Consider the following 22,285-nt stretch of genomic DNA (forward strand, 5'->3'; position numbering starts at 1 on the left):
AAAAATTGCAAAGACTCTTACAAGAAAAATAAAAAGTTTATTTTTTTCTATGAACTGCTCATTATTAAGATAAAGTGCTCACAGCCTCTTAAAAATAAAGAAACCACGTAATTGAATAGCAATAGCATATTATGGCACTTACAAACTCTTTCATGAAGTGTTTTTGTTCTCAACACACTGAAATCCATTCTCTTACTCAAACCAATTTTCCTCTTCGCTCAACTTATAAATCACAGGATCAACTTTATAAGTTAGGCCATGATATAGCTTCTCAAAAAGAAATCTTACTTCCTGAATATAAAGGAGAAAATAATTTTCATAGAAGGCTGAATGAAAATGCTAAACTTATTCTCCGTGCCTTTCAAACCAGCGATATTGCTGCTTGGAATGATGAGACCATTACACCAGCTGCTCAATGGCTCATTGATAATCATTATACTATTGATAAAACTATACAACAACTCCGTCGTAACTTATCCAAGTCCTTCATAAAACAACTTCCCGTTTATAAACAAAAGGAAAGCATACCACGTATCTTTGCTTTAGCTTGGCTTTATATTGCTCATACAGATAGCGGATTTTCAAAAAAAACACTCACAGCTATGATCAATGGATTTCAAGAAATCTGTGCTCTTAAAATTGGTGAATTATGGGCACTTCCTTCTGTCATCCAAATGCTTTTAATTGAAAATGTTTGTCGTCTTTCACTGCGTATTGAACAAACACGGTCTATGCGCCATCTTGCTCATAAAGTCGCCGATGAAATTTCTCTCGCGGACAATGAAACAAAATTACACACTCTTTTTACACGCTATAAACCGTTCACTGTTGATCCAACCTTTTCAACGCATTTATTCTACCGTCTGCGTGGTACATCTGTCGATTCAACAACAGCATTAACTTGGCTTGAAAAGCAATTACAGAGCCGAGGCAGTAATTTAGAAATTGTGACAGCAGATGAACATACTCGCCAAGCGGCGGATGGTGTAACCATGGGCAATATTATCCGTACCCTTAAAGCTATTGATGATGTCGATTGGACGGTATGGTTTGAAACTGTCAGTTCTGTCGATTCTATTTTGCGTGAAAATAGTGATTTTTCCGAAATTGATCCTCATTCCCGTAATATTTATCGACAAGTCATCGAAAAAATTGCACGTCTTTCGCCTCTTAGTGAACTGGAAGTTGCACGTAAAGCTGTAGAAATGGCACACTCTTCCTCCAAAGAGTCTTCTGATCGTAATCATTCCTCTGTTGGCTGGTATCTCGTTGATGATGGGCGTTACACTTTTGAAAAAGTTTGTGGATACATTCCACCTCTTTTCATAAAATGGACACGTGCTTTTTTTGGTTCAAAGATAAGAGCTATTGCAATTCCTGTCTCTGTTTTAACGTTCACTTTTTTACTTGCAATTTATTTTCTGTTACAGACATCTAGTACAGCTCCATGGATGTCCATTCTTTTTGCTACATTAGCGCTTTTTCCTGCTATGGACGCAGCTTTTGCTCTTTTTAATACTGTTGTTTCATGGTTTGTCCCATCAAAACAGCTTATTGGTTATGAATACAAAACAGGAATTCCCAAACATGCACGCACAATGGTCGTTGTACCGACTCTCATCACTTCACATAATTACATTGATGAACAAGTGCGTAATCTTGAAGTACACTATCTTTCCAATCCCAAAGGTGCCATTCATTTTGCCCTTGTAACAGACTGGAGTGATGCATCATCAGAAGAAACACAAGCTGATCTTGATTTGCTGCATTATGCGCAAAAAAGTATTGATGAACTTAATCGCCGTTATCATCGTGATGACATCCCTCTCTTTTTCCTTTTACACCGTCGACGTCTTTATAATACCAGCGAAAAATGCTGGATGGGATGGGAAAGAAAGCGAGGTAAACTTCATGAACTCAATCTGTTACTAAGAGGACATAAAAACACAAGCTTTTATCCTCCAAATCCACATCTTCCCATGGATTGCCGTTTTGTGATGACTTTGGATTCAGATACACGTCTTACCCCCGAAAGTGTTACAAAACTCGTTGGAAAGCTTAATCATCCACTCAACCACCCTACTTTTGATGTACATAATAAAAAAGTTATAAAAGGCTATAGCATTTTACAACCTCGTATTACACCTTCTCTTACAACAGGAAAAGCAACATCAATTTTGCAACGTATTTTTTCTACCAATCGTGGAATTGATCCTTATGTCTTTGCTGTTTCTGACACTTATCAAGATCTTTTGGGAGAAGGAACTTTCATTGGTAAAGGTCTTTATAATATTGATGCATTTCAACAAGCACTTGATGGTAAAATTAAGGAAAATACCGTTCTTAGTCACGACCTCTTGGAAGGAGGATATGCCCGCACTGCATTGATAAGTACCGTAGAAGTGATTGAAGATTATCCAACAGCCTACAATATTGATGTTATGCGTCATCACCGTTGGATTCGTGGTGACTGGCAACTCTTACCTTATCTCTTCCCACCACATAAAATAAGTTCCACGACACGTTGGAAAATGCAAGATAATTTGCGTCGTTCTCTCACACCACTGATGTGGTTGATCGCAGCAATTACAGGATGGTCTCTCTTACCATTAAAAAGTGCAATCATCTGGCAAATATTCTTGCTCCTTAGCCTCTTCGTCTCCCCTATTTTAGACATATTACAAACTCTTATTCCCTCCAATATTGGCCATTTTCTGCATGATCATTCTCTACAGGGATATCTTCAACTAATTTTGAACAAAATCACCCTTACGGGTGCAAATATATTTCTTAAAATTACATTTCTTGCTCATTCAGCTTATTTTATGACTGATGCGATTATCCGCTCACTCTATCGCATGACAATTTCAAAACAACACCTGCTGGAATGGAAAACCTCCGACGCAACAAAGTCAATTCCCAATAGTTTGCGCTTCTATATTCTTACCATGTGGCCAGCAACAATGATTGGTATTCTTGCGATAGCACTGCCTCTCTTTTCTGATAATTTTGCTAGTTTTATTGCTTTGCCCTTTGGATTTGCATGGTTTTTCTCACCTTTGATTGCGTGGATTGTCAGTCAACCTTCAACATTTCAAGATACCCTTGATATATCTTCTGAGGATAAAAAAGCACTCCGAAATATTGCACGACGGACATGGCTTTATTATGCAACTTTTGTTAACGCAGAAAACAACCATTTACCGCCCGATAATTTCCAAGAAGCCCCCAAACCTCTCATTGCCCAACGAACCTCCCCCACCAATATTGGAATTTATCTTCTTTCCACTATTGCTGCACGTGATTTTGGTTGGATTAGTTTTGAAGAAACTCTTACACGCGTTGAATGTACATTAAACTCTCTTGCAAAAATGGAAAAATTCCGTGGACACCTTTATAATTGGTATGCAACTGATACACTCACTCCTCTTTTGCCAGCCTATGTGTCAACCGTTGATTCAGGAAACCTTGCCGGCCATTTGGTGACACTTTCTTCAGCCTTAAGTGAATGGGCTAAAGCATCTCCTGTTTTTTTGCAAAGTGACCGAGCAGGCTTATTTGATGTCAATGATATTCTTGAAGAAACTGTCAAAGAAATTCCAGATAATCACCCCATTTTACGTCCTCTACGTCAAAAAATCGAAGAGCGTATCGCCCATTTTCATCACTCTCTTAGTGCTTTCGTAGAAAAATCAGAGACGACCACTTTCCATATTACCAACCTTTTACTTCAAGCCCGTGAGATTGCACACTTAATAAGTGAAATCGATCAAAAAATTCCAACGGAAGAATCTGCCCACGCACGTTCTTGGGCTCAATGCCTCGTAGAAACCTGTAAGATCCATCATTGTGATGCTATCGGTGATTATAATATCGAAAAAATACGCCAAAAATTAAGTACTTTATCTGCAAATGCACGACAAATAGCCTTTAATATGGAATTTGACTTTTTAGAACAACCCGAACGGCAACTTTTGTCTATTGGCTATCGTGTTCAGGAAAACAAGCTTGATGAAAGCTGTTATGACCTTTTGGCTTCAGAAGCTCGTCTCTCAAGTCTTTTCGCCATTGCAAAAGGCGATATCAAATTTAAACATTGGTTTCATCTCGGTCGATTACTCATCCCAATTGGTTGGAAAGGTGCTTTATTGTCATGGTCTGGATCCATGTTCGAATATCTGATGCCATCGCTCATTATGCACGAACCCCTAGGATCAATACTGGATCAAACGAATAGATTAATTATTCGTCAGCAAATACAATATGGTCATGAACAACGATTACCATGGGGTATTTCAGAATCCGCATTTAATGCTCGCGATCACTTAATGAACTACCAATATGCCAGCTTTGGTGACCCAATCCTTGGACTCAAACGTGGCTTATCACGCAATGCCGTTATTGCTCCTTACGCAAGCCTTTTAGCAGCACAATATATGCCCTCTCATGCCGTAAAAAATTTAAAACGACTCCGTGATCTTGGAGCTTTAGGACAATACGGCTATTACGACTCTGTTGATTTTACTCCCTCACGTGTGCCGATAGGAGAAAAATATGCTGTTGTACGTAATTATTATGCACACCATCATGGCATGTCCATTCTTGCTGTCAATAATGTCATTTTTGAAGGGCGTATGCGTAATCGTTTTCATCGTGATCCAGTTATTGAAGCAACACACTTATTATTACAGGAAAGAGCTCCACATCAAATTCCCATCATTCATACAAAAATTGCCAACCCCATGCACAATGGTTCTCGAGGATTTGATCATGCACCTGAGCGTATTATCACGAATCCACTTCTCAAACCTCGTGCAACTTTGCTTTTATCCAATGGCTCTTATTCTACCATGTTAACAGCTAATGGCACTGGTTACAGCCGTTGGCATGATTATGCGATTACGCGCTTTATTCCTGATGCGACAGAAGATCAACAGGGTATTTTATTCTTTCTCCGTGACACACAGAATGGACGCTGGTGGTCTGTTACCAGTGAGCCAACACGTGTTGTTGAAGAGGAAGCTGTTAGCATTTTTACAGATGAAAAAGCTGACTACATGAAAATGGTTGATGGTATAAAATCAACACTTGAATGTATCGTTACATCCGAAAATGATGGCGAAGGTCGACGCCTCAAACTTATCAATACCACCAACAAAAATCGCTTTATTGAAGTGACTTCTTATGGTGAATTGGCACTCGCCACAATGGACACAGACTGCGCTCATCCTGTTTTTTCACATATGTTTATAGAAACAGAGATTACTGAAGAAGGAAGGACAATTTTTGCCAAAAGGCGTAAACGCTCGCCTAGTGACTCTGAGATTCATATTACCCATTTTGTTACCGATATAACAGAGAGTATCCAAGAAACAGAAGCTGAAACGAACCGTTCTCTCTTTATTGGTCGGGGGCGATCTATTCATCGACCTGCCGCATTTGACCAAAATGCTCGTTTTAGTAACAGCCAAGGCTGCGTGCTTGATCCAATCATCTCACTTCGCTGCCGTGTAAAAATTCCTGCTCATGAGAAAGCAGAACTCATTTTTTGGACTTTTGCTGCTCATTCAAAGGAAACACTGCACAATCATATTAAACATTATCGACAACCCAATATGTTTCAACGAGAATTTTCGATGGCGTGGACACGCTCGCAAGTCTCACTATATCAAAACAATATTCATCCTAGAGAGGCAATGACTTATCAAAAATATGCAACTCCGCTTATTTATCCAGAGCGGACATGGCGTCTGCCTCCTGAAATATTAGTAAAGACTCTTGGCAAACAATCTGATCTCTGGCCAATGTCCATTTCAGGAGACTTTCCTATCTGCCTTTTAAGATTAGATAATGAAATGGATATAACCGTACTGCGTGAACTCCTTAAAGCGCATGAATATTGGCATATACGGGGACTTATCGTTGATCTTGTTATTCTGAATGAACAAGCATTTTCTTATATACAAGATACACAACACGCTATTGAATGGGTATGCGAATCTTATCGACACCACTCCATTGAAACCAATAAACGCCAACATATTTTTACCCTTCGACGCGATCAAATGAATGAACAAAGTTTCAAGACACTTCTTGCGTCAGCCCGTATTATTCTGCATGCGCAAAATGGATCTTTATCTGAACAACTCAAACATATGGAGAATATTGATTCTAATCTGGCAACACGCAATAGCAATCAAAGCTTTCATAATAAATTCAACCACAGCAAATTTGACAAAAGAAAACAAGTTGCAACACCAACCGAACCCAATCTCTCTACTTCGATTGGTCTTATCGGCAAACGAAAAGTCTCATCTCTTCTCACGAATGGTAAAGATCTAAAATATTGGAATGGTTATGGTGGTTTTAACCACTCTCATCATTATGTCATCCGTCTTCATGGACAGACAACTACACCACATCCGTGGATTAACGTCATTGCTAACCACAGCTTTGGCTTCCATGTCTCTGCTGAAGGTGCACTCTTTACTTGGGCTAGTAATAGCCGCGATTATCAATTAACTCCTTGGGCAAATGATCCTGTTTCTAACCGCCCAGGAGAAGCGCTTTATCTTGTCGATCGCCTGTCTTTAAAACGTTTCTCACCCATTTCTGCCGTTGAATGTGATGAAAATGTTGTTTATGAGGCTTGCCATGGTTTTGGATTCTCCACATTTAAATCCACACATTCAGAAATTGCTTTAGAACTTACTCATACACTCGATCAAGAAAAACCAGTTCGTTTTTCACGCCTCATCCTTAAAAATGAAGGAAAAAAATCACGCAGTTTACGTCTTTATAATTATGTTGAATGGGTTTTGGGCAATGTTCGCACAAAATATGCACCTTTTATACTTCCTTCTTATGATCACAAACGTGGTGCACATTTTATTCAAAATCCCTATCATATTGAAAAATATCAACAAGTGGCATTTTTATCAGCATCGCAAATGCCTACCAGCACCACCACCAATCGTAGTGAATTCATTGGTTCAACAGGAACTGTTACGCATCCACATGCTATCCGAAAAGCTGCTGCCCTTTCAAATATGATTGAAGCAGGAGGCGACCCTTGCTCGGCATTCGCCTATGATATTGATCTATTACCAGGTCAAACAAAAGAAATAATCTTTTATCTTGGCAGTGCTGAAAACAGGCAAGAAGCTGAAAAATTATTAGATCAAGTGCGTACAAGTGATTTTGCATCCCTCTTAACACAGCAAAAACAACAATGGAGTGATTTTGTTTCTCCTTTCCAAGTAAAAACACCTGATCCTTCTTTTGATATTATGGTCAATCATTGGCTTCCTTACCAGACCTATGTATGCCGTATGTTAGCGCGGGCGGCTTTTTATCAAGCGAGTGGTGCATTTGGCTTCCGTGATCAATTGCAAGACAGTTTATCTTTATTATTGCTAAAACCACAACTCGCACGTACACAATTATTAAACGCCGCAGCACATCAATTTCCCGAAGGCGATGTGCAGCATTGGTGGTTGCCTGACACCAATGCTGGTGTTCGTACATACATTTCTGATGATATCGTTTGGCTTGCCTATGGAACAGCTCTTTATGTCAATACGACTGGTGACTACGAATTTCTTGATACCCCCATCGCTTTCATTGAAGGCGCTTCTTTGAAGATTGGACAACACGATGCTTATTTTCAACCCTTACAATCCTCAAAAACCGCAACACTTTATGAACATTGTGCTTTAGCTTTAGATCTTGCCATCAAACGCTGCGGGAAACATGGGCTTCCACTTATTCTAGGCGGTGATTGGAATGATGGCATGAATTTAGTAGGCATTAGAGGAAAAGGGGAAAGCATATGGTTAGGTTGGTTTCTTGGCACTACATTACAAGCATTCATCACCATTGCCAAAAACCGTGGTGACAACAGCCATATGCAAACATGGAGTGCATATCTTGAACGTTTAAAGAAGTCCCTAGAAAAAAATGGCTGGGATGGTGCTTGGTATCGACGTGGTTATTTTGATGATGGAACCCCTCTTGGTTCCAAAATAAATGATGAATGCAAAATTGATACGATTGCTCAATCTTGGGCTGTCATTTCTCAAATGGCGTCACTTAAGCGCCAAAAACAAGCAATGGCATCAATGCTTGAGCATCTATGTGATGAAAAAGGTGGTCTTATACGCCTTTTCTGGCCACCTTTTGATAAAAGTACTCTCGAACCTGGTTATATAAAAGGTTATCCACCAGGAATTCGAGAAAATGGTGGTCAATACACGCATGGTGCCATTTGGAGCATCTTAGCACTTGCACAAATGGGGGAAGGCGATAAAGCTTATGGTTTATTTTCTATGATAAACCCTATTAACCACGGGAAAAATCCTGAAATTTATCGTGTTGAACCTTATGTCATGGCCGCAGATATTTACGCCGTTGAACCACATAAAGGACAAGGTGGTTGGACGTGGTATACAGGCTCAGCAGGCTGGTTTTATCATGCCGCGATACAAGCCATACTTGGTATTAAACGTCAAGATAATCAATTGTTTTTACATCCAAATTTTCCCTCATTCTGGCCTGAATATGAAACAAAAATGAAATTTCATGATGCTGTTTATAGCATTAAAGTAAAATGGGGCTCTGAAAATAAACTTAGTGTTGATGGTAAAAATTATGCCAAGCTTCATGCAGGAATACAATTACAAAAAACTGGAAAACACGAAATTATACGTACCATTAAATTGTTAAAGCTTAACAACAGAAAATAAAAGTTTTTTATTCTTGCCCAAAATATTAGAGTTGTTATATTTCTTGGCGTCCTTATATTGATTATGTTGGTGCACAGTAATTTTGCATTCACAAAACTGAAAGAAAAAGGGTTATGAATCACCCAGATATTGCGAGACGTGTTTATAACCATACTTGGAAACTCGATCCCATTATTCGTTCACTTCTGGATACGGATTTTTATAAACTTCTTATGGTACAGATGATTTGGGGGCTTTATCCTAATGTAAATGTTACGTTCTCCCTCATAAACCGTACCAAGACAATTCGACTTGCCGATGATATTGATGAGGGCGAATTGCGCGCCCAACTTGATCATGCTCTTAGTTTACGTTTTACGAAAAAAGAAATGATCTGGCTTGCTGGTAATACATTTTATGGACGCAAACAAATTTTCGCACCAGATTTTCTTCATTGGCTAGAGAATTTTCAACTCCCAGAATATGAACTAACTCGTAAAGATGGTCAATATACCCTCCATTTTCACGGTCCGTGGTCCCATAGCTCCATGTGGGAAATCCCTGCTCTTGCTATTATCAGTGAATTACGATCACGTGCTGCTATGAAAAATTTGGATCGTTTTGCTTTGGATGTGCTTTACGCACGTGCTAAAGCAAAAATGTGGAGTAAAGTTGAACGTCTCAAAAAATTGCCTGATATTAAAATATCCGACTTTGGAACAAGACGCCGTCATTCTTTTTTATGGCAACGCTGGTGTGTTGAAGCATTAAAAGAAGGCATTGGCAATTCTTTTACTGGAACTTCTAATATCCTTCTGGCCATGGATACAGATTTAGAAGCTCTTGGTACCAATGCACATGAATTGCCCATGGTTATTGCTGCTCTTGCCAATAATGATAACGAGTTGCGTCAAGCACCTTATAAAGTTCTGCAAGATTGGAACCGTTATTATGGTGGAAATCTTCTCATTGTTTTGCCTGATACCTTTGGTACAGAAGCGTTTTTACGCAATGCACCAGATTGGGTAGCTGATTGGACAGGTTTCAGACCTGACAGTGCTCCCCCCATTGAGGGAGGCGAACGCATTATCCAATGGTGGAAAGAAAAAGGAAAAGATCCACACGAAAAATTATTAATTTTCTCTGATGCACTTGATGTCAATACAATTGAAAAAACCTACCATCATTTCCATGGGAAAGTTCGTATGAGTTTCGGATGGGGAACAGACCTTACTAATGATTTTGTAGGCTGTGCACCCCAAGAAATTGCCAACTTTGATGCTCTTTCCCTTGTTTGTAAAGTTACGCATGCAAATGGCCACCCAGCCGTAAAACTTTCAGATAATCCTGAAAAAACTATCGGTAATCCGCAAGAAATACAACGTTATCTCAATTTTTTTGGTAATGAAAACCGTATTGCTAGGCCCGTAAAGACTTAATCACAAACTCATTTATATAAAATGAAAGACAAGCGGCTGCAAAATCAGTTACCGACGGATTAAGAGGATGTTGTTTCCTTGAAATTAATAAAAAAGTATATCTTCCTATGAATGTCATCCACCCTTGCTTATTAAAGTGGCTTTATAAACATTTGGATTAATGTGTCCATATACTATTTTCTCCACTCATAAAATTATTTTCATAAAACATTCTAAAAAAGCTTATTATCTTATCTCTTCTTGATATGGAGACGTTACTTTTAAATTTTGAGGAAAAAATCTTCATCAAGGGCTCTTAGAAACTCGTCCAAAATAAGCTCCTAAAGCCTTTTTACTCATTATGAAGATGGACGTGTCACAATATAAACAGCGATAAACATTAAAATAGCAGCCACGAACAAAGCAAGCCACAAAACAGGGCGTGCTATTACTAAAAAAGATAAAAAACCACCCGCCATACTTACCACCGCAATAACTTTAACAAATTTGGAAATAGCTCCCTTTTCTTCCCATTGCTTAATAGGCGGACCAAAAACACGGTGATTATTCAACCAACAATGAAAACGTGGGGATGAACGAGCAAAACACCATGAAGCAACTAATAAAAAAGGCACTGTTGGCATAATTGGTAACACTATACCAATAACACCTAGTACAATCATAACCCATCCCACTATAGAAGTAAAAATACGCAAAGGGTGCGATATCTTAAAATCTTTTTTCATCTTTTAGCACTATTTTCCTCTATGAAAGACTCTTGTATATCTTTTCTTGTTTTTCATGTGCTTTAGTGCACAACGGCTATAGCCTTTATTCGCCATACACCTTTATTCATAAACATATTTTCTGTGATATCCTCTTTTAAAGCACAAAATAGCCTACGCAATATGATTGTTCCTTTCAAATTTTTCAAGAAATCAAAAGAAATTTTCAGAAAAGCTAAAAATAAAAAGGCTGCAGAATAAATCAATGCAGCCTTTTAATTACAAATGCAGCACTTTGGGGGGGAGAATATATACTGCACTCATCTGCTAGACATTAGGAGGAAAATGACCTAGCACCTCGGCTTCTAGTTAAAACAGGCATGAGAGACAACATATAAAAATGCATGACTGCTATGCACACATTTTATCTCCCTTAAATTTCCTGAATCGTACTTCGACGAAAGAAAAGTGACATAAAAATAGCGATAAAAATAAGTGTTAAAATTAACACAATTGTAGAAGCAGAATCAGAGCCGATAAATAAGCTTAGATAAATTCCTAAAAAACCAGAAAATGCTGCGACAAGTATAGCAATCACCAACATCAAAGAAAATCGCTTTGTGATAAGATAAGCAATTGCTCCTGGTGCTATCAATAAAGAAATAACAAGAACAATACCAACAGCTTTCAAAGCGGCAACAATGGTGAGAGAAATCATCGTTAAAAGAGTATAATGGAGTACCGATATCCGCAATCCCATTGCACGACCTTGGACTGAATCAAAGATATATAGCATAAAATCGCGCCATTTTGCTCCTAGAATAAAGGTGACAATAGTAGAAATTATCGCTGTCTGTGTAATATCAAGCCAGTTAACACCCAAGAGATTCCCAAATAGAATATGATTCAAATCTAAGCTACTATAAATAGCCGTTGCTAAGACAAGCCCCAAACCAAACATCGATGAAAAAACAACACCCATCACCGTATCCTGTTTAATACGGCTATTGCTCCCTAAAAAACCTGTCAGGATAGAGCAAACCATCCCCGCAACAAAAGCACCGCACGTAATCAAAGTCATTGTAACATTCTCTGGACGTACATGCTGAAACCAAGCAAACGGCAAAGAAGATAAAAATGCCATCACCCACGGCGTTGTCATATAACCAATCACAACACCTGGAAAAACAGCATGAGAAATTGCATCTCCTAAAAGGGCCCACCCTTTTAAAATAAGAAAACAAGAAAGCATCGCCATTGGAACAGAAAGAATCATGACAATAATCATGCCCTTAAGCATAAAAGAAAACTGAAAAGGAAGTAGTAATTGATCAATCATGATAACATCACACCTTTTTTGCCGCTTTTATACGTAAGCGCGCAGCAACATACCCATGTTTAGGAGCAAAAATAAAAGCCATCATAAACAGAAATGCTTGAAACAGAACAACAACGCCACCTGTTTGTGCATTCAAAAAATAACTCACATAAACACCCAATATGCTTGTGATTGTCCCAATTAGCACTGCAATAATCAAAATGTTCACAAACCGATCACTTAAGAGATAAGCTGTTGCCCCTGGCGTTACAACAAGACAAATAACCAAGAAAGCTCCAACTGTTTGCATAGCAGCAACGGTACAAGCAGCAAGGAGTGTGAAAAAGAGAATCTTTAAAAACTTTACGTTTAATCCAATGGCACGTGCATGTGTTTCATCAAATAAAGAAACGAGGAGATCTTTCCATTTAAAAAGCAATATAAACAAAGAAAAAAAACCAATAAAAGCCAATTGTATAATATCTGATGAACTGACTGCTAAAATATTTCCCAAGACAATTGTATCAATATTAACCGCCATTGGTTTTAATGATTTGAGAAATAACCCAAAAGCAAAAAAGGAAGAAAAAATGAGACCAATAATGGTATCTTCTTTCAGCTTTGTGCGGTGATTAAAAAAGAGCATAGCTGCAGCCGCAAGCCCACCAGAAAAAAAAGCTCCAAGCGAAAAAGGTAACCCTAAAAGATAAGCTCCTGCTACACCAGGAACAATCGAGTGGGAAAGCGCATCACCAATTAACGACCAACCTTTTAACATCAAAAAAGCAGACAGAAAGGCGCAAACACACCCAACTAACCCCGAAACCCACATCGCATTAACCATATATTGGTAGCTCAGTGGTTCAAGCAACCAAGAAATCATGCAACATGCTCCATATTTTGCGTATTCTCAGGAAAAAGAGGTTTACTTCCTGCAAAGACATCATTTTTTTTTGTGCTTTGAAGATCAAAAATATGATGGTGTAAAGCACCACCAAAAGTTTTCTCAAGATTTTCTTTTGTAAAGACGGTTTCAGTGAGCCCTGAAGCCAAAACTGTTCCCTTTATTAAAATCGTGTGATCACAAAATTCACGAACAGAGCCCAAATTGTGGGTAGAAACTAATATCACAGCCCCTTCTTTACGTAGGTCTTGTAATAAAGCAATAATTTTATCTTCTGTTGTGACATCAACACCTGTAAATGGCTCATCTAATAAAATAGCTTTTGCCTGCTGTGCAAGAGCACGTGCTAGAAAAACACGCTTTTTCTGACCACCAGAAAGTTCGCCAATTTGACGCTTAGCAAATGCCAACATATCGACGCGCTCTAATGCAACACGGACAGCTTCATAATCTCGCGCCCGTGCATAACGAAAGAAATTCATGTGACCATATCGTCCCATCAAAACAACATCTTCAACGAGAACAGGAAAATTCCAATCAACATCCTCACTTTGGGGAACATAAGCAATAAGATTTTTCTTCAAAGCCATATCAACAGGCAAACCAAACATGCGAATTTTTCCTTTTGATGGCCGCACAAAACCCATAATCGCTTTAAATAATGTTGACTTACCTGATCCATTAACGCCAACCAATGCCGTAATGGAGCCTGTTGGGCTTTCAAAATTTACTTCGCGCAAAGCTGTGTGTCCATTACGATAAGTTACTGTTACCCCTTGAGCAAATATTCCACATCCTGTCATTGGCCTTTTACTCCATCTAATAAGGCATTGCTAATCCGTCCACTTGTGACACGTAATAAATCAATATAGGTTGGGACCTCACCATTTTTCTCACTCAAAGAATCCACATAAAGGACACCACCGTATTTTGCCCCTGTCTCTCTCGCAACCTGTTTAGCAGGAGCAGGAGAAATCGTGCTTTCAGAAAAAACTGCATGGATATTGTATTTGCGAACCATATCAATAACATGCTTAACTTGCTGTGGTGTTCCTTGCTGATCAGCATTAATTGGCCATAAATAAAGTTCTTTCAGATCAAAATCACGGGCTAAATAGCTAAATGCACCTTCGCTCGTTACAAGCCAACGCTTGTCCTGCGGGACTGCTTCCAATTCAGTTCGAATTGGATCAATTGTTGCACGAATCTTCTGCTTATAAATTTCGGCATTTTCTTTATAAAGAGCAGCATGCTCAGGATCGTATTTCACGAAAGCATCACGAATATTATCAACGTAAATCAAAGCTGAGGTTGGCGACATCCATGCATGAGGATTAGGCTTGCCACTGAAAGGCCCTTCACCAATTTTAATCGGCACAACACCTTCCGAAACAACAACACTTGGAACATCTTTAATATTTTGAAAAAACTTTTCAAACCAAAGCTCCAACTCCAAGCCATTCCACAATATAAGATTGGCTCCTTGCGCACGCATAAGATCGCGAGGTGTAGGCTGATATTCATGAATTTCAGCACCTGGTTTTGTGATTGATTCAACATCAGCAGCATCACCTGCAACATTTCGTGCCATATCAGCAATAATGGTGAATGTCGTAACAGCTTTAAATTTACTACCACACAAAGCTAAATTTGGTGTAAAAAAAACAATACTCCCCAAAATCACTGTACAAAATGTCCTTACATTCATTGGTCTTCTCTTTCGTGCATAGTCTTTATTTATTGCTAATGATTTGCATTATCATTTATCAATAACAGTTATTTTTTACATTTGCAATCACATTTGCTATCAAGGATTCTGACCCAAAATAACTTTTTAGGATATTTGAAACATCCCTTCTCTCCTTTAAAAAGATTAATGATTTAAAGAGAAGCTTTTGGTATGAAAAATTTGTCATTCAAAGAGCTCTAAAGATCTGAAATATGCAAAAAATAAAGGAGCACTCATAAAGTGCTCCTACTTTTAAAATAAGCCAATAAAAAAGAAATAGACTTAACAACGCAGACTTGCGCCCGTCGCTTTGGTGACATTTTCCACCACTTTCAAAGTAAGCTCTTCTATATCTTCATCCGTTAAAGTCCGTTCAATAGGTTGAAGAGCTATTTCAATTGCAATAGATTTTTTATCTTCACCAAGGCTTGAATCTTCAAAAAGATCAAAAACCTGCACTGAATGAATCAGTTTTTTATCCGCTCCACTTGCAGCACGTACAATAAGAGAGGAAGCAACTGTTTTATCAACTACAAAGGCAAAATCACGCCGCACCATTTGAAAAGGCGATAATTTCAAAGGAGAACGGCTTTTTGTTGCCTTTTTCTTTGACTCCGGAATTCGATCAAGAAAAACTTCAAAACCACATAAAGGACCACTGACATCTAAATTTTCCAATGTAGCAGGATGGAAAACGCCAAAAAAGCCAAGAATAATCTTCGATCCAAGTTTCATAACCCCTGAACGACCAGGATGATACCAATCGGGTGCTCCAACTTCAATTTGAATCTTGCCAATATCTATACCGCATGCTTCTAAAACAGCCAATGCATCTGCTTTCGCATCAAAAACATCAACTGCTCTCGTATGACCATTCCAAAAACGCCCTGCTCCTTCAAAACGTTCTGTTCCACGGCGAATTCCACTAGCAACACGTTGTTGTTTATCAGCTGTATCATCTTCGTAGATGCTGGAAACTTCAAACAAAGCAAGATCAGGGAAACCACGATCAGCATTTCGTTGTGCCGCCACCAGCAAACCAGGTAAAAGAGAAGGACGCATTACGGACATATCAGAAGAAATAGGATTTACTAACTTAAGTTGTGCTTGACCGCCTCCAAAAGCAAGTGCCTGTTTTTCGGAAATAAAGGACCAAGTTACAGCCTCTTTCATACCGCGATGTGCCAAAGCCAGCCGCGTAACACGGGAACGAAGCTGTGAATCTGTCAAAATTTGATTTTTTTCCTCTGCAAAACTTTCCAATGGAATAGGCTTAATTTTATCTAGCCCATAAATCCTCATTACCTCTTCTACTAAATCCGCTTTACCAGCGATATCGGGGCGCCATGTTGGCACTTTAACCGTTACTACATCTCCTTCCCCTTCGACAGCAAATCCAAGCTGTGTCAAAATAGTGATGGCTTGTGCACGATCTATTTGCAAATGTGTCAAGCGCTTAATTTCAGAAAAAGGGAAGGTGATCTGTTTTATTTCCGGCTGCTGATAACCAACAATTTTTGTCTTTGAAACTTCACCACCACAAAGACGTAAAACCAATTCTGTTGCAATCTCAAGTCCTTTTTCCATAAAGGCCGGATCAACACCCCGCTCAAACCGATAGCGTGCATCACTGATAAGTCCTAATGCACGCCCCGTTTGTGCAATACTCTTTGAATCCCAAAGCGCCGACTCAATAATAACGCGACGTGTCGTCTCATCACAGCTTGTTCTTTCACCACCCATGATACCGGCAATAGAAACAACACCCTCTTCATCTGCAATGACACAATCATTAATACCCAAATGATAGATTTTTCCATTAAGTGCTTGAAGCTGTTCACCTTCACGACCACGCCGCACACGCAAATTGCCTTTAATCTTATCCGCATCAAAAACATGAAGCGGACGACCAAGATCAAAACTTATATAATTAGTCATATCAACCAGCGCATTAATTGGTCTCAAACCAATTGCACTCAAACGCCGCTGCATCCATTGAGGCGATGCACCATTTTGAACATTGCGTACTTCACGCCAAGCAAAACCTAAACATAATGCTGAATCTTCCGGAAAATCCAAAGAAACATCGAGTGACGTTTCAAAAGAAGTATTGAATTGTGGCAACGATAACTCTTTTAACTGTCCAATTCCAGCAGCAGTAAGATCACGCGCAATACCGTAAACACCTGTGCAATCAGAACGATTAGGTGTCAAACCAATATCAATTATCGGATCATCCAAACCTGCATAAGCCGCAAATGACTCCCCAATAGGTGCATCTTCTGGAAGCTCTATAATCCCATCATGCTCACTCGATAAGTCAAGTTCTGCTTGTGAACACATCATTCCAAAACTTTCAATCCCGCGGATTTTTCCCACAGATAATGTCATATCAAGCCCAGGCACATAAGTACCCGGCAATGCAAGAACTCCAACAAGTCCAGCGCGTGCATTTGGTGCCCCGCAAATAATTTGCACAGGTGTACCAGACCCTATATCTACAGTCAAAATCTGAAGTTTATTTGCATCAGGATGTTTTATTGCCGTTAAAACTTTTGCAATCACAAAACCTTTCAAAGAAGAACGGTTATCAACGTGATCCACCTCAAGGCCTACAGCCGTTAGTTTATCGCAAATTTCTTCCAAAGATGCATCTGTCTCTAGGTGATCTTTTACCCACGACAATGTAAATTTCATTTTAAAACCTCACATCCAAACTATGATAAGATCACAGATTTCTTAAATTAGGGAAAAAAGCAGGCATATCAAAACAGCGAAAGCCATAATGATCTAACCAACGCAGATCAGCATCAAAGAAAGCCCGTAAATCAGGCATACCGTATTTCAACATAGCGATGCGATCAATGCCCATTCCCCATGCAAAACCCTGATATTCATCGGGATCTAAACCTACATTTTTCAATACATGAGGATGCACCATTCCACATCCTAAGATTTCCAACCAGTCCTCTCCTTCCCCAAAGCGCACTTCTGAACCAGAACGATCACACTGAATATCCACCTCCATAGAAGGCTCGGTAAAAGGAAAAAAAGAGGGGCGAAAACGCATCTTCACAGAAGGAACCTCAAAAAAGGCTTTGCAAAAAGCCTCATGAAGCCACATCATATGTGCAATGGTCGAGGTTTTATCAATCACAAGACCTTCTACCTGATGAAACATTGGTGAATGCGTTGCATCTGAATCCATACGATAGGTTTTTCCAGGAATAATGATACGTATTGGGGCTTTTTGCTTTTCCATCGTACGAATTTGTACAGGTGATGTGTGGGTGCGTAATAATTTCCGCTGTCCCGTTTTATCAGCATCAAAAAAGAAGGTATCATGCATTTCGCGCGCTGGATGACCTTCCGGAAAATTCAATGCCGTAAAATTATAATAATCTGTTTCAATATCTGGCCCCTCTGCAAGTGAAAAGCCCATCTTTGTGTAAATGGCTATAATTTCTTCAATCACCTGCGAAATAGGATGAATACGTCCCCGTTCTACAGGTGAAGAACGCACAGGTAAAGTAACATCAACCGTTTCACTAGAAAGGCGCGCATCCATTGCTTGGCGTTTCAAAAGATCACGCTTTTGCGTCCATAATTCTAAAATGCGATTTTTTAATCCATTAAGAACTGGTCCAACTTTATGGCGCTCGCTAGCATCCATCTTTCCTAATGCTTTTAATCGTTCAGAGATACTGCCTTTTTTGCCTAATGCAGCAATACGCACTGTTTCAAGTGCTTGTTCATCATTAGCTGCTTCTAAAGCTAAACAAATTTCTTGTTCCAGTTGCTCAATATCGCTCATATCTTTGCCTATTTTTGTGAATAGAAAAAAACCCGCACCAGTAACAACCAGCACGGGATCCCGAATAAATAAATGCTTTAAGAGAACACGACTGGCTTATTTGACAGCGCCCTCAAAAGCATTAGGGGTTGTATCCTTTAAATATTCCAAAGCCTTCTTCGCAGAAGCAACGAGAGCAGAAAATGCTGCTGCTTCATGAACGGCTATATCTGAAAGAACCTTACGATCAATTTCTATCCCCGCTTTCGATAAACCGTCAATAAAGCGCCCATAAGTTAAGCCTTCCGCGCGAACAGCTGCATTAATTCTCTGAATCCACAAAGCTCGGAAAGTCCGCTTTCTATTTTTGCGATCGCGATACGCGTATTGCTTAGAACGGTCAACCGCTGCCTTCGCTGCACGAATGGTATTTTTACGACGACCGTAAAAACCTTCAGCCTGCTTAAGAACTTTTTTGTGTTTCGCGTGCGCTGTCACACCTCTTTTTACACGTGCCATGTAATACTCTCCTAAAAATCAAAAGCGTAAGGTTTATAAACTATTCGGCAAATAACACTGAACAACTTTTTTAGCATCTTGTTCGCATAAAACCATCGTTCCACGCGCATCACGAATAAACTTATTCGAACGTTTAATCATGCCATGGCGTTTACCCGCAGCTGCTACTTTAACTTTGCCTGACGCAGTGATTTTAAACCGCTTCTTAGCGGATGATTTGGTCTTCATCTTGGGCATTTTGCTACTCCATATATTTTATACATTATACATTTCAGTGAATTTATTCACCCAGAATTCATTTATCAAGCGGACCAACACTTGAACAAGCATTTAAACAGCCACGGCATGCCCTGCCGGGCGGCTCCAACAGCGTTTTCATAAGCTAGTATACATAAAATAGCAAGAGCGTATCAAAAAAAAATTGGAGCGCCATTTCCTTGAATTTCAACCAAAGGTGCTGGGATTGTATTTGTTTTGATTGCTGCTTTACACAGATCAGCAATAATGCATCGCGTACATTGTGTTTTACGCGCTTGACAAATATAACGCCCATGTAAAATAAGCCAATGATGCGCATGACGAAGATAATGTACCGGTATAATCTTTAACAACTTTTCTTCAACAATCTCTGGTGTTTTGCCAGGTGCTAAACCAAGACGGTTACCAAGGCGCAGAATATGCGTATCTACCGCTAGTGTAGGGTGACCAAAAGCAACATTCAAAACAACATTAGCCGTTTTTCGCCCCACTCCAGGGAGGGACATAAGATCTTCACGTTTATCAGGCACTTTACCGCCATATTGGTCAATTAAAAAATTGCAAAGCGCATAAACATTACGCGCTTTTGCACGCCAAAGACCAATTGTACGAATATGGCGTGCAATTTCTTCTTCTCCTAATGCAACCATTTTTTCAGGGTGATCAGCAAGGCGAAATAATTCTTTGGTCGCTTTATTAACACTCGTATCTGTCGCTTGAGCCGAAAGAATAACCGCAACCAAAAGAGTAAAAACATTGGTGTAAATAAGATCACTCTTAGGAACTGGGCGTTGAACAGAAAAGCGGCGAAAGATTTCTTCAATTTCGTCTTCGCTATACAATATTTCAGAAGATTTTTGCGTCTTTAACAATTTACTTGTTCTCTGAGTCATTACACTCTCTCATCTTCTCTCTTGAACTTATCACCCATGCTCGCCATATGAGAGGAATGCAGAAAACACTTTTTATAAAGTTTGGTCAAGTAAAGCCGCTTTGAAGAGGACATTCACAATGACACATGTGACGCCTTTCTCCAATCCCTTTCTTTTAGGATTTGAAACCATAGAAAAAACGTTGCGACGTATTGGTAAAGCTGGTGAGGCTTATCCAGCCTATAATATTGAACGTTTACACAAAAACGATGGTGTAAATCATATACGTATAACGTTGGCTGTTGCTGGATTTAAAGTCGACAATCTTAATATTTTACTCGATGACAATCAATTAATTATTCACGGTAAGCAAACAGACAATCAAAATCATCAATATTTATATCATGGTATAGCGGCACGTCAATTTCAACGTACCTTTGTTCTTGCAGAAGGAATGCATGTTACAAATGCTGAGTTGAAAAATGGTCTTTTATCAATTAATCTACATCAACCACAATCAAAAAAACAAACAAAGCAGATTCCAATCAGAGTCAGCAGGAGTGAGTAGTAAAAATAAGGCTAAAGGAATAATAAAATGGGAGAACACAAACAAAACTTGCTGTTGCAAGATGCCACCCATTTTAATGCGGGGCAAATTGCTTATTTAAAAAAGGTTTGTACAGATGATCTGGCTAAAAACTTTCCAGATCTCCCACCAATGACACCCGGCATTACAATATGGGCTCTCTTTGGAGAAACAGGTTATCCGATCATTTTGTCTGATGAACGCTCTATTGCTCTTGCAGGTGCCAATGAGCATGAACTACAAATTGTAACTCTACACTAACCTGTTTTATAAAAAGTAAGAAGCATCTTTATAGACTGTCTCGTTCCTACTTGGTAAGGTACGGTGCGAAGTTATTTTTATAAATAAATTGAAGGAAAATCATTCCAATTTTTAAAATAGCTCACTCTTTTCAATTAGAAAATATAGGTGTGCTTAACTCTACACTATTCCAAGACTATCATTTTTAAAAGCAGTGATTTGTGTTTCTTTTTCTTCACAAAAGTACGGTTCTATAGATCTCTACTCATCAATACTCTTTGCGATATTCAATTATCTAGCTTTTATAGTAAACTTTTTACCTCTTGATCACACATCTTCTTTTTAACAAAGATCTTATACCTAATCTTCTCAAATGCATTACAAAAAATTTCTCGGGACTTTTTTGGGATTTTTTTGTTGCGTTGATGCCTTAAATATAGCCCTTCCAAAAATCATGCTCTCTTATAAGAAATTCTGCATTCATATCCATTTAAAAACCAATCCAGTCTTTTGAGTCAGAATATTTCTTTCTAACGCCATCCACATGTTTTCAATTGCTGTTCATACTTTCTGGACAAGTTTTCCATACGCTGTGCTGCCTGTGCAAGTGCCGCTGAGACATAACCTCCACTGCGTGCATAAGCCCCGTGACCCATATGATAATTTAAATAAAGGCTATAGGCATCATTAAACCTTACACCATTGCGTTGAACAGTCTGGCGATGATACCAAGCAACAAAATCAGCAGCATCTGCAAAATTTGTACGCCGCGCATAAGGTCTTCCTGCGGAACGGAGATACATTGCCCATGTACTATCAAGTGCTTGGGAATAGCCATACGCTGTCGATCGGCGCTTCCATGGAATAAAACCAAGAAGTTTTGTGCGCGCAGGACGTGCATTGTGCCGAAAATTCGATTCCATATTAATAGTTGCAAGAATAATAGACATGGGAATTCCGTAACGCATTTCGGCACGTTTAGAAGCCCTTCCCCAATTATCAAAAAAGCCATCTTTCTGCGCTAAAATGGCGCAAGCATTGTTGGTATATCTCGGAGGTGTTGTTGCACATCCCTCCAGCAAAAACACCAATGCTCCTAAAAACAAAAGGTGTCGCATATTTTCATTCCTCTCATTAGGAAATTAACGAGATATGGATACTAAAAAATTATTACTAATCAATAAAGAACTCTCGTTGTAC

General features: G+C 39.1%; 15 protein-coding genes. 4 read left to right on the forward strand and 11 right to left on the reverse strand.

What is annotated here, in order from left to right; all coding sequences use genetic code 11:
• Positions 1-131: 131 nt before the first annotated feature.
• Positions 132-8,744 carry a glycoside hydrolase family 94 protein gene (locus ME1_RS01280; protein ID WP_004862290.1) on the forward strand — a complete coding sequence of 2,871 codons (8,613 nt, stop codon included), beginning with the start codon at positions 132-134 and terminating at the stop codon, positions 8,742-8,744.
• 113 nt (positions 8,745-8,857) lie between these two features.
• The gene (gene pncB, locus ME1_RS01285; protein ID WP_004862292.1) at positions 8,858-10,162 is read left to right on the forward strand and encodes a nicotinate phosphoribosyltransferase; all 1,305 of its coding nucleotides are present in this window, start codon (positions 8,858-8,860) and stop codon (positions 10,160-10,162) included.
• A gap of 338 nt (positions 10,163-10,500) precedes the next feature.
• Here pncB and ME1_RS01290 read toward each other — a convergent pair whose 3' ends face one another.
• The 10 genes from ME1_RS01290 to nth all read right to left on the reverse strand — a co-directional run bounded on the left by ME1_RS01290 (position 10,501) and on the right by nth (position 20,280).
• A complete protein-coding gene (locus tag ME1_RS01290) occupies positions 10,501-10,887 on the reverse strand; it encodes a YbaN family protein (RefSeq protein ID WP_004862294.1) in 387 nt (128 codons plus the stop codon).
• A 412-nt stretch (positions 10,888-11,299) separates the two neighbouring features.
• Positions 11,300-12,205: a metal ABC transporter permease gene (locus ME1_RS01300; protein ID WP_004862295.1), complete on the reverse strand. Its 906-nt coding sequence runs from the start codon at positions 12,203-12,205 to the stop codon at positions 11,300-11,302.
• A 7-nt stretch (positions 12,206-12,212) separates the two neighbouring features.
• Positions 12,213-13,067: a metal ABC transporter permease gene (locus ME1_RS01305; protein ID WP_004862296.1), complete on the reverse strand. Its 855-nt coding sequence runs from the start codon at positions 13,065-13,067 to the stop codon at positions 12,213-12,215.
• A complete protein-coding gene (locus ME1_RS01310; protein ID WP_004862298.1) occupies positions 13,064-13,891 on the reverse strand; it encodes a manganese/iron ABC transporter ATP-binding protein in 828 nt (275 codons plus the stop codon). The genes ME1_RS01305 and ME1_RS01310 overlap by 4 nt, the downstream gene beginning before the upstream one ends.
• Positions 13,888-14,796 (reverse strand): metal ABC transporter substrate-binding protein, encoded by a 909-nt coding sequence (locus tag ME1_RS01315; RefSeq protein ID WP_004862299.1) that lies wholly within the window; start codon positions 14,794-14,796, stop codon positions 13,888-13,890. Before ME1_RS01315 ends, ME1_RS01310 begins: the two co-directional genes overlap by 4 nt.
• A gap of 303 nt (positions 14,797-15,099) precedes the next feature.
• Positions 15,100-17,514, reverse strand: coding sequence for a phenylalanine--tRNA ligase subunit beta (gene pheT, locus ME1_RS01320; protein WP_004862302.1), 2,415 nt, complete (start codon positions 17,512-17,514; stop codon positions 15,100-15,102).
• A gap of 31 nt (positions 17,515-17,545) precedes the next feature.
• Positions 17,546-18,631: a phenylalanine--tRNA ligase subunit alpha gene (gene pheS, locus ME1_RS01325; protein WP_004862303.1), complete on the reverse strand. Its 1,086-nt coding sequence runs from the start codon at positions 18,629-18,631 to the stop codon at positions 17,546-17,548.
• Between the two features lie 96 nt (positions 18,632-18,727).
• Positions 18,728-19,129 (reverse strand): 50S ribosomal protein L20, encoded by a 402-nt coding sequence (gene rplT, locus ME1_RS01330; RefSeq protein ID WP_004862306.1) that lies wholly within the window; start codon positions 19,127-19,129, stop codon positions 18,728-18,730.
• Between the two features lie 33 nt (positions 19,130-19,162).
• Positions 19,163-19,366, reverse strand: a complete 204-nt coding sequence (gene rpmI, locus ME1_RS01335) for a 50S ribosomal protein L35 (protein WP_004862308.1) — start codon at positions 19,364-19,366, stop codon at positions 19,163-19,165.
• Between the two features lie 173 nt (positions 19,367-19,539).
• Positions 19,540-20,280, reverse strand: coding sequence for an endonuclease III (nth, locus tag ME1_RS01340; RefSeq protein ID WP_004862309.1), 741 nt, complete (start codon positions 20,278-20,280; stop codon positions 19,540-19,542).
• Positions 20,281-20,398: 118 nt separating this feature from the next.
• Here nth and ME1_RS01345 point away from each other — a divergent pair, with 118 nt between their 5' ends.
• Together ME1_RS01345 and ME1_RS01350 are read left to right on the forward strand one after the other, a co-directional pair.
• Complete coding sequence (locus tag ME1_RS01345) at positions 20,399-20,827, forward strand: Hsp20 family protein (protein WP_004862310.1); 429 nt, start codon at positions 20,399-20,401, stop codon at positions 20,825-20,827.
• Between the two features lie 27 nt (positions 20,828-20,854).
• The gene (locus ME1_RS01350; RefSeq protein ID WP_004862312.1) at positions 20,855-21,106 is read left to right on the forward strand and encodes a BQ00720 family protein; all 252 of its coding nucleotides are present in this window, start codon (positions 20,855-20,857) and stop codon (positions 21,104-21,106) included.
• A 509-nt stretch (positions 21,107-21,615) separates the two neighbouring features.
• Here the strand turns inward: ME1_RS01350 and ME1_RS01355 are convergent.
• On the reverse strand, positions 21,616-22,203 hold the full coding sequence (locus tag ME1_RS01355; RefSeq protein ID WP_004862314.1) for a transglycosylase SLT domain-containing protein: 588 nt from the start codon (positions 22,201-22,203) through the stop codon (positions 21,616-21,618).
• Between the last annotated feature and the right edge of the window lie 82 nt (positions 22,204-22,285).

It is taken from the genome of Bartonella vinsonii subsp. arupensis OK-94-513, from assembly GCF_000278235.1.
Classification (GTDB): domain Bacteria; phylum Pseudomonadota; class Alphaproteobacteria; order Rhizobiales; family Rhizobiaceae; genus Bartonella; species Bartonella arupensis.

What these genes read in the sequence shown, in the direction of transcription:
- ME1_RS01280 (WP_004862290.1), top strand. Translation starts at nt 132, where the DNA reads ATGGCACTTACAAACTCTTTCATGAAGTGTTTTTGTTCTCAACACACT.
- pncB (WP_004862292.1), top strand. Translation starts at nt 8,858, where the DNA reads ATGAATCACCCAGATATTGCGAGACGTGTTTATAACCATACTTGGAAA.
- ME1_RS01290 (WP_004862294.1), bottom strand. Translation starts at nt 10,887, where the DNA reads ATGAAAAAAGATTTTAAGATATCGCACCCTTTGCGTATTTTTACTTCT.
- ME1_RS01300 (WP_004862295.1), bottom strand. Translation starts at nt 12,205, where the DNA reads ATGATTGATCAATTACTACTTCCTTTTCAGTTTTCTTTTATGCTTAAG.
- ME1_RS01305 (WP_004862296.1), bottom strand. Translation starts at nt 13,067, where the DNA reads ATGATTTCTTGGTTGCTTGAACCACTGAGCTACCAATATATGGTTAAT.
- ME1_RS01310 (WP_004862298.1), bottom strand. Translation starts at nt 13,891, where the DNA reads ATGACAGGATGTGGAATATTTGCTCAAGGGGTAACAGTAACTTATCGT.
- ME1_RS01315 (WP_004862299.1), bottom strand. Translation starts at nt 14,796, where the DNA reads ATGAATGTAAGGACATTTTGTACAGTGATTTTGGGGAGTATTGTTTTT.
- pheT (WP_004862302.1), bottom strand. Translation starts at nt 17,514, where the DNA reads ATGAAATTTACATTGTCGTGGGTAAAAGATCACCTAGAGACAGATGCA.
- pheS (WP_004862303.1), bottom strand. Translation starts at nt 18,631, where the DNA reads ATGAGCGATATTGAGCAACTGGAACAAGAAATTTGTTTAGCTTTAGAA.
- rplT (WP_004862306.1), bottom strand. Translation starts at nt 19,129, where the DNA reads ATGGCACGTGTAAAAAGAGGTGTGACAGCGCACGCGAAACACAAAAAA.
- rpmI (WP_004862308.1), bottom strand. Translation starts at nt 19,366, where the DNA reads ATGCCCAAGATGAAGACCAAATCATCCGCTAAGAAGCGGTTTAAAATC.
- nth (WP_004862309.1), bottom strand. Translation starts at nt 20,280, where the DNA reads ATGACTCAGAGAACAAGTAAATTGTTAAAGACGCAAAAATCTTCTGAA.
- ME1_RS01345 (WP_004862310.1), top strand. Translation starts at nt 20,399, where the DNA reads ATGACACATGTGACGCCTTTCTCCAATCCCTTTCTTTTAGGATTTGAA.
- ME1_RS01350 (WP_004862312.1), top strand. Translation starts at nt 20,855, where the DNA reads ATGGGAGAACACAAACAAAACTTGCTGTTGCAAGATGCCACCCATTTT.
- ME1_RS01355 (WP_004862314.1), bottom strand. Translation starts at nt 22,203, where the DNA reads ATGCGACACCTTTTGTTTTTAGGAGCATTGGTGTTTTTGCTGGAGGGA.